The sequence below is a fragment of the Streptomyces sp. NPDC051051 genome, from assembly GCF_040682975.1.
GTDB lineage: Bacteria > Actinomycetota > Actinomycetes > Streptomycetales > Streptomycetaceae > Streptomyces.
The window spans coordinates 1-7,432 of record NZ_JBFBCB010000110.1 but is presented as its reverse complement, the minus strand read 5'-3'; the positions used below and the strand labels follow the sequence as shown (position 1 = coordinate 7,432).

Sequence of the window (7,432 nt, the reverse complement as noted above, 5' to 3'; positions counted from 1 at the left end):
ATCGGGGCGACCCTCCGCCTTGCGATCGCACGCACCAGACGCCGCCGGGCCTGCCCTTCGGGCAGACGACGCTACTTTCGAAACACGCCCTAGGGTCTTTCCTGGGGATCAGGCCGGACCCCGCGAGCCCGGCATGATCCCGACGAGAGGCCCTAACCCAGCGCGGACTTCACCGCGTCGGCCAGCCGCCCCGCGACGGACCGGGCCTGGTCGATGTCCGCCGCCTCCACCATGACCCGCACCAGCGGCTCGGTGCCGGAGGGCCGCAGCAGCACCCGCCCGGTGGCACCCAGCTCCCGCTCCGCCTCGCCGACCGCGGCCGCGAGGTCCGCCGAGCTGGTCACCCGGGACCTGTCCACGTCGGGCACGTTGATCAGCACCTGCGGCAGCCGTTCCATGACGGACGCCAGCTCCCGGAGCGTCCGTCCGCTCTCGGCGACCCGCGCCGCCAGCATCAGCCCGGTCAGCGTGCCGTCGCCGGTGGTCGCGTGGTCGAGGATGATCACGTGCCCGGACTGCTCACCGCCGAGCGCGTACCCGTGCTGCTTCATCTCCTCCAGCACGTACCGGTCGCCCACGGCGGCCTGCACGAGCGAGATGCCCTCGCGTTCCATCGCCATCTTGAAGCCGAGGTTGGACATGACGGTCGCGACGACGGTGTCCGAGCGCAGGGCGCCCCGCTCCCGCATCGCGAGCGCGAGCACGGCGAGGATCTGGTCCCCGTCGATCTCCTCGCCGGTGTGGTCCACGGCCAGGCAGCGGTCGGCGTCACCGTCGTGCGCGATGCCGAGGGCGGCCCCGTGCTCGACGACGGCGGCCTTCAGCTTGTCCAGGTGGGTGGAGCCGCAGCCGTCGTTGATGTTGAGGCCGTCCGGCTCGGCGCCGATCGTGACGATTTCGGCACCGGCCCGCGTGAAGGCCTCGGGCGAGACCCGGGCGGCGGCTCCGTGCGCCTCGTCCAGGACGATCTTCAGCCCGTCGAGCCGGTTCGGCAGTACGGCGATCAGGTGGGCGACGTACCGGTCGAACCCCTCGTCGTACGAGCGCACCCGGCCGACGCCGGCGCCGGTCGGACGGTCCCAGGGGGCGCCGGTGCGGTGCTCGTCGTAGACCGCCTCGATCCTGCCCTCCAGCTCGTCGGCGAGCTTGTGGCCGCCGCGGGCGAAGAACTTGATGCCGTTGTCGGGCATGGCGTTGTGGCTGGCGGAGAGCATCACGCCGAGGTCGGCACCGAGCGAGCCGGTGAGGTAGGCGACCGCGGGCGTCGGCAGCACGCCGACCCGCAGGACGTCGACGCCCGCGCTGGCCAGACCGGCCACGACGGCCGCTTCGAGGAACTCCCCGGAGGCACGCGGATCCCGTCCGACGACCGCCACCGGCCGGTGGCCCGCGAAGGTGCCCGCCTCGGCCAGCACGTGCGCCGCCGCGACGGAGAGGCCCAGCGCCATCTCGGCCGTGAGATCCACGTTGGCGACACCGCGCACGCCGTCCGTGCCGAAGAGTCGTCCCACTTGTCCTCCTGAGGAAGCGTCAGTTTCGAAAGCCGTGCGGCGCGTCGATGGATCAGCGGCGGCTCCCGCGTTCAGGCATTTGATGCCCTGAACATCCGATCACACAAGCCTTTGAGCACCTTGTGCCGTTATACGCCCACAGCTGCGAGAAAACGAACGCCCCGGCGGCACTGTGGCGTGCCGCCGGGGCGTTCGGAGTACGGAGGGGCGGGCCGATCGGCCCACAGCCCGTACGAGCAGGCAGCGAAGCTTAGCGCTTGCTGTACTGCGGGGCCTTGCGGGCCTTCTTGAGACCGGCCTTCTTGCGCTCGACCGCGCGGTCGTCACGCGTGAGGAAGCCGGCCTTCTTCAGCGGGCCGCGGTTGTTGTCGACGTCGGCCTCGTTCAGCGCGCGGGCGACACCGAGACGGAGCGCACCGGCCTGACCGGAGACACCGCCACCGGCGATGCGGGCGATGACGTCGTAGCGGCCCTCGAGCTCGAGGACCTTGAACGGCTCGTTGACTTCCTGCTGGTGCACCTTGTTCGGGAAGTAGTCCTCGAGGGTGCGACCGTTGATCTTCCACTTGCCGGAGCCCGGAACGATCCGGACGCGGGCGATGGCGTTCTTGCGACGGCCCAGGCCGGCGGCCGGCTGCGGGTCGCCGAAGCGGGAGGCCATCGACTCCGAGGTGTACTCGCCCTCGACGGGCACCTCGGACTCGGTGGTGTAGCTGTCGATGTCAAGCTCTTCGAGCGGCTGCTCGGCAGTGGTCTCGGCCACGGTGATTCCTCAGATTCTCTTGGCTCGGTTTGGTCTGGCCGGTGTTACTGCGCGACCTGGGTGATCTCGAACGGCTGCGGCTGCTGCGCGCCGTGCGGGTGCTGGTCACCCTTGTAGACCTTCAGCTTCGAGAGCATCTGACGGCCCAGCGTGTTCTTCGGGAGCATGCCCTTGACGGCCTTCTCGATGGCCTTCTCGGGATTCTTGTCCAGCAGCTCGTCGTAACGGACGGAGCGCAGACCACCCGGGTAGCCGGAGTGGCGGTACGCCATCTTCTGGGTCCGCTTGTTGCCGGACAGGTGCACCTTGTCGGCGTTGATGATGATGACGAAGTCACCGGTGTCGACGTGAGGGGCGTAGATCGGCTTGTGCTTGCCGCGCAGGATGGAGGCGGCGGTGCTGGCGAGACGACCCAGGACGATGTCCTGAGCGTCGATGACGTGCCACTGGCGCGTCACATCGCCGGGCTTGGGGCTGTACGTACGCACGGTTCGTAGCCTTCGCTTCGAGTGAGTGGTCCTGACAAGGTCACCGAAGACGATCACGACAGCCCTGACCGCACTGCGGTGACGCATACCGCGTGCAGGTCGCTGGTCATCGGCCCGGTGGACCGGTGTAAGGGCCCGTCCCGTGAGAATGAGCAAGCCAATACACAACGAAGATGCAGGATACCTGCGGTAGCTCGGCCGGGTCAAAACGAGGCCGGCGGCCGTCAGGATCGCTGCTTCTCCTCATCCAGTGTAAAGGTGATCGCCGCCGGGGACCGCCGCCCGCGGGCCCGCGCCCGCCGGCCCGCACCGCCCCGCCGGCCGCACCGGCAGGCCACCGTCACGGCCAGGACGCACAACGTCACCGCGTCCCGGAAGGCCCGGCGCTGCACCGTCTCCAGATAAGGCCAGGTCAGGCCGGGTAGCTGCGGGACCATCGCCAGCCAGAACCACCGTCCGCGCGCCACCGAACCCGGGTACGGCAGCCCGGCCAGCAGCAGCGGCACGACGACGAGCAGGTAGTGGTCGTACGACGGCCGTGAGACCAGGAACACCGAGAGCATCAGCCCCGCCGCGGTCTCGGAGAGCCGCAGCGGACCGGGATCGGCACGGCCCCAGCGCCGGTACGCCGCGACCAGCCCCGCCGCGCAGGCGGCCAGCGCGAGCGTCCGGGCCGCGGGCGCCGGCACCCCCAGCCGCGGCAGCACGGCCCCCGGAGAGGCCTCGTAGAGCCGCACGAAGGCGTCCTGGCCGTGCAGCAGGAAGGGCAGGGTCCGGGTGAGGAACCCGGCCGGGTCGGGCAGCAGCAGCGCGCTCGCGCCCGAGGCCAGCGCCGGGACCGCGGCCATGACGGCGAGCGCTTTCCAGCGGCCCGCGAACAGGAACAGCAGCGCCAGCGGGGCCAGCAGCGGTTTCAGCGCCAGGGCCGTACCGAGCACCGCGCCCGCCGCCGTCCACCGGCCCCGGCTCGCCAGCAGCAGCCCCAGCGGCAGGGCCAGGACCGCCGTCGCCGTCCAGTTGCCCAGCCGCACCAGGTGCCCGAAGGGTGCGAAGCCGGCCGCGAGCGCGGTCAGCCCGAGCACCGCGAGCCGGCTGTCCAGCGGCACCCTGTGCAGCCGCAGCGCGCACCCCCAGCCGCCCACCAGACAGGCCGTGACGACCGCCGGCACCAGCACGCGCAGCACCTCCGGCGGCAGCAGTGCCTGCGGCACGGCGGCGAGCACCGCCCCCGGCAGATACAGGAAGTGCGGGTCGTCGTACGGGGACCGCCCCTCCAGCCAGGCGCGCGCCGCCCGGACGACGATCGCGTTGTCCATGCCGCCGTCCGGGGTGGCCCGCGCCACATGCCCCGTCAGCGCGCCCAGCACCGCCACCAGCCCCAGCCACGGCGGCCAGGGAGAACGCCGCACCAACCACCCTGAGATGTCGTCTTTGCCCGTACTCATTCCCCGAACGCTAGGGGCAGCGGAGCCTGTTGAGGCGGAACAGCACACCTCTCGCCCCGTCTAAGATGCGGCGCATGAGCTATGGGCAGGGGGGACCTCAGTCCCAGTGGGATCCCTGGAAACCGAACTCCCAGCAGCCGTGGACCAGCGGTGCCACGGACCCTTCGCCGGACTGGGCCGCGCTCGCCGAGGCGTCGGAGTCGCGCAACAAGCGCCGCCGGCTGCTGCTGATAGGCGGGGGCGTGCTCGCGACACTCGGCGTCGGCACCGCCGTGGCCATGGCCGTGGTGTCGACGAACGGCGGTGACGAGGCGTCCAACCGGCCGGCCTCCTCGCTGCCCGCCACCGCCGACCTGCCGAGCGCGTCCGGGACGCCGTCCTTCGCGCCGACCAGCGCCCCGCCGCCGCTGGACCCGAAGGAGTTCGTCTCCAGCAAGGCCAAGGACGGCGCGCCCAACGGCCCGGACATCATGTTCCCGGGCAGGCAGCTGACGATGGGTTCGGCCGTCTACAAGAAGGCCGCGAAGACCGACACCACCAACTGCGTCACCGCCGCCCAGGGCACCCTGCCCAAGGTGCTGACCGCCAATGGCTGCACCCGCCTGATGCGCGTGACCTACGTCAAGGACGGCATCGCGGTGACGGTCGGGGTCGCCGTCTTCGACACCGAGGCCCAGGCCCTCAAGGCCAAGGGCCAGGCCGACAAGAGCAGCATCATCAAGGCGCTGCCCGGCACCGACGCCAAGTCCTTCTGCGCCGGCGCGATCTGCCGCTCGACGACCAACTCCTACGGCCGGTACGCCTACTTCACGATCACGGGCTTCACCGACGGCAAGGACGTGACGACGAAGGACACCCAGGTCTTCGCCGCCGGGGACGGCCTCGCGGAGTTCGCGTTCCAGCAGATCCGCCGCCGCGGCGAGACCCAGGCATCGGCGGCGGCGAACCAGTGATCCCCTCCCCGGGGGCGGGTCAGCAGCACCCGGCCCCGGGCAGCGTCCGCCGGTTCCGCGCCTCCCTGCTGCGCGCGGCCAGCAGTTCGTCGGCCGGATAGCCGACCTCCTCCAGCGTCAGCCCGTGCGGCCGGACGACGTGCACCGCCGAGTCCCGTACGCCCGCGGCCAGCACCTTCCCCGGCCATTCCGGGCCCCGGTGCCCGTCCCCCACGAACAGCAGCGCCCCGATCAGCGAGCGCACCATGTTGTGGCAGAAGGCGTCGGCCCGCACGGTCGCCGTGACGATCCCGTCGTCACCGCGCACCAGGCTCAGCTCCTGGAGCGTGCGGATCGTGGTCGCCCCCTCCCGCCGCTTGCAGTAGGCGGCGAAGTCGTGCTCTCCCAGCAGCCGCCCGGCGGCCTCGTTCATGGCGTCCACGTCGAGGGGCCAGTCGTGCCAGAGGACGTGACCGCGCAGCAGCGGGTCCACCCCGCCGGGATTGTCGGTGACCCGGTAGGCGTACCGCCGCCAGACGGCCGAGAACCGCGCGTTGAAACCGGCGGGCGCCTCCCGCAGCGCCCACACCCGGACGTCCCTGGGGAGCCGCCCGGCGAGCCGCTTGAGCAGCTTGGCGTGGTGCTCCGCCCAGACCTCGCGCGGCAGATCGACGTGCGCGACCTGCCCCCGCGCGTGCACACCGGCGTCCGTACGCCCGGCCACGGTCAGTTCGTACGTCTCCCCCGACCGCGTGACGGTCCGCAGGGCGTCCTCGATCTCCCCCTGCACGGTCCGCCGTCCGCCGGCCTGCTTGGCCCACCCCGAGAACTCCGCCCCGTCGTAGGACAGGTCCAGCCGCACCCGTACGAACCCGGGCTGCACTTCGTCACTCACTCCTGGATCCTCTCGACAACGCGAGAGCGGGCCCGCCCCGAAGGGAGGACCCGCTCCTGTGCAAGGCAGAGCCTCAGGCGTCCTTCGACTCCTCGGACGCGTCCTCGGCCTTGGCCTCGGCAGCGTCCTCGACGACCTCGTCGGACTTGGCCTCGGCGGCCTCGTCCTTCTTCAGGGCGTCTTCCTTGACCGCGCGCTTCGTCGCGGCCTCGGCCTCACCGGTCGCCTGCTGCGCCACGGTCAGCGCCTCGACCAGCTCGATGACGGCCATGGGCGCGTTGTCGCCACGGCGGTTACCGATCTTGGTGATGCGGGTGTAGCCACCCGGGCGGTTCTCGTAGCGCGGGCCGATCTCGGTGAAGAGCGTGTGCACGATGCCCTTGTCCGAGATGACCTGGAGCACCTGGCGACGGTTGTGAAGGTCGCCCTTCTTCGCCTTGGTGACCAGACGCTCGGCGTACGGCCGCAGACGGCGGGCCTTCGCCTCGGTGGTGGTGATGCGGCCGTGCTCGAACAGCTGCTTCGCGAGGTTCGCGAGCAGCATCTTCTCGTGCGCGGCGCTGCCGCCCAGACGGGCACCCTTGGCGGGCTTCGGCATGGTCTTTCTCCTCAGTGTCTGCCCCGGCCGTATCAGGTACCGAAGTCAGTATCCGAGCGGGCGGTCGCCCGTCGGAGACCCCGCGCCCCTAGGGGCGCGGGGAACTGCGCGACCAGCCACAGCGGTCCCGCAGCCGAAAACGGATCAGTACTGCTCGGTCTCGACGAAGCCGGCGTCCGCGTCGTCGTCCGCGCCGAAGGCGTCGGCGGCGGCGGTCGGGTCGAATCCGGGCGGGCTGTCCTTGAGGGCCAGGCCCATGCCGGCCAGCTTCGCCTTGACCTCGTCGATCGACTTCGCACCGAAGTTGCGGATGTCGAGCAGGTCGGCCTCGGAACGGGCGACGAGCTCACCCACGGAGTGGATGCCCTCGCGCTTGAGGCAGTTGTACGACCGGACGGTGAGCTCCAGCTCCTCGATCGGCAGCGCCAGGTCGGCGGCCAGGGCGGCGTCCGTGGGGGACGGGCCCATGTCGATGCCCTCGGCGTCGATGTTGAGCTCGCGGGCCAGACCGAACAGCTCGACCAGGGTCTTGCCGGCCGACGCCATGGCGTCGCGCGGACGCATCGCCTGCTTGGTCTCGACGTCGACGATCAGCTTGTCGAAGTCGGTGCGCTGCTCGACACGCGTCGCCTCGACCTTGTACGTGACCTTGAGGACCGGCGAGTAGATCGAGTCGACCGGGATGCGCCCGATCTCCTGACCGATCTGCTTGTTCTGCACCGCGGAGACGTAGCCGCGGCCGCGCTCGACGGTCAGCTCCATCTCCAGCTTGCCCTTGCCGTTGAGCGTGGCGAGGACGA

At 71.0% G+C, this 7,432-nt stretch carries 8 protein-coding genes; 1 reads left to right on the top strand and 7 read right to left on the bottom strand.

What is annotated here, in order from left to right:
- Positions 1-152: 152 nt before the first annotated feature.
- From glmM to AB0N31_RS36015, 4 genes are all read right to left on the bottom strand, one after another.
- Complete coding sequence (gene glmM, locus AB0N31_RS36030; RefSeq protein WP_366062764.1) at positions 153-1,511, bottom strand: phosphoglucosamine mutase; 1,359 nt, start codon at positions 1,509-1,511, stop codon at positions 153-155.
- 250 nt (positions 1,512-1,761) lie between these two features.
- Positions 1,762-2,274 carry a 30S ribosomal protein S9 gene (gene rpsI, locus AB0N31_RS36025; protein WP_366062763.1) on the bottom strand — a complete coding sequence of 171 codons (513 nt, stop codon included), beginning with the start codon at positions 2,272-2,274 and terminating at the stop codon, positions 1,762-1,764.
- A 44-nt stretch (positions 2,275-2,318) separates the two neighbouring features.
- The gene (gene rplM / locus AB0N31_RS36020) at positions 2,319-2,762 is read right to left on the bottom strand and encodes a 50S ribosomal protein L13 (protein WP_189718044.1); all 444 of its coding nucleotides are present in this window, start codon (positions 2,760-2,762) and stop codon (positions 2,319-2,321) included.
- Between the two features lie 224 nt (positions 2,763-2,986).
- Positions 2,987-4,207: a glycosyltransferase 87 family protein gene (locus AB0N31_RS36015; protein ID WP_366062762.1), complete on the bottom strand. Its 1,221-nt coding sequence runs from the start codon at positions 4,205-4,207 to the stop codon at positions 2,987-2,989.
- A 74-nt stretch (positions 4,208-4,281) separates the two neighbouring features.
- On the opposite strand from AB0N31_RS36015, the gene AB0N31_RS36010 reads away from it, so the two are divergent.
- Positions 4,282-5,160, top strand: a complete 879-nt coding sequence (locus AB0N31_RS36010) for a hypothetical protein (protein ID WP_366062761.1) — start codon at positions 4,282-4,284, stop codon at positions 5,158-5,160.
- A gap of 19 nt (positions 5,161-5,179) precedes the next feature.
- Here AB0N31_RS36010 and truA read toward each other — a convergent pair whose 3' ends face one another.
- The 3 genes from truA to AB0N31_RS35995 form a co-directional block, all read right to left on the bottom strand.
- Positions 5,180-6,034: a tRNA pseudouridine(38-40) synthase TruA gene (truA, locus tag AB0N31_RS36005; protein WP_366062760.1), complete on the bottom strand. Its 855-nt coding sequence runs from the start codon at positions 6,032-6,034 to the stop codon at positions 5,180-5,182.
- A 73-nt stretch (positions 6,035-6,107) separates the two neighbouring features.
- The gene (gene rplQ, locus AB0N31_RS36000; protein WP_366062759.1) at positions 6,108-6,632 is read right to left on the bottom strand and encodes a 50S ribosomal protein L17; all 525 of its coding nucleotides are present in this window, start codon (positions 6,630-6,632) and stop codon (positions 6,108-6,110) included.
- Positions 6,633-6,776: 144 nt separating this feature from the next.
- On the bottom strand, positions 6,777-7,432 hold a 656-nt coding region (locus tag AB0N31_RS35995; protein ID WP_366062758.1), incomplete at its 5' end, for a DNA-directed RNA polymerase subunit alpha.

What these genes read in the sequence shown, in the direction of transcription:
- rplQ (WP_366062759.1), bottom strand. Translation starts at nt 6,632, where the DNA reads ATGCCGAAGCCCGCCAAGGGTGCCCGTCTGGGCGGCAGCGCCGCGCAC.
- AB0N31_RS36010 (WP_366062761.1), top strand. Translation starts at nt 4,282, where the DNA reads ATGAGCTATGGGCAGGGGGGACCTCAGTCCCAGTGGGATCCCTGGAAA.
- AB0N31_RS36015 (WP_366062762.1), bottom strand. Translation starts at nt 4,207, where the DNA reads ATGAGTACGGGCAAAGACGACATCTCAGGGTGGTTGGTGCGGCGTTCT.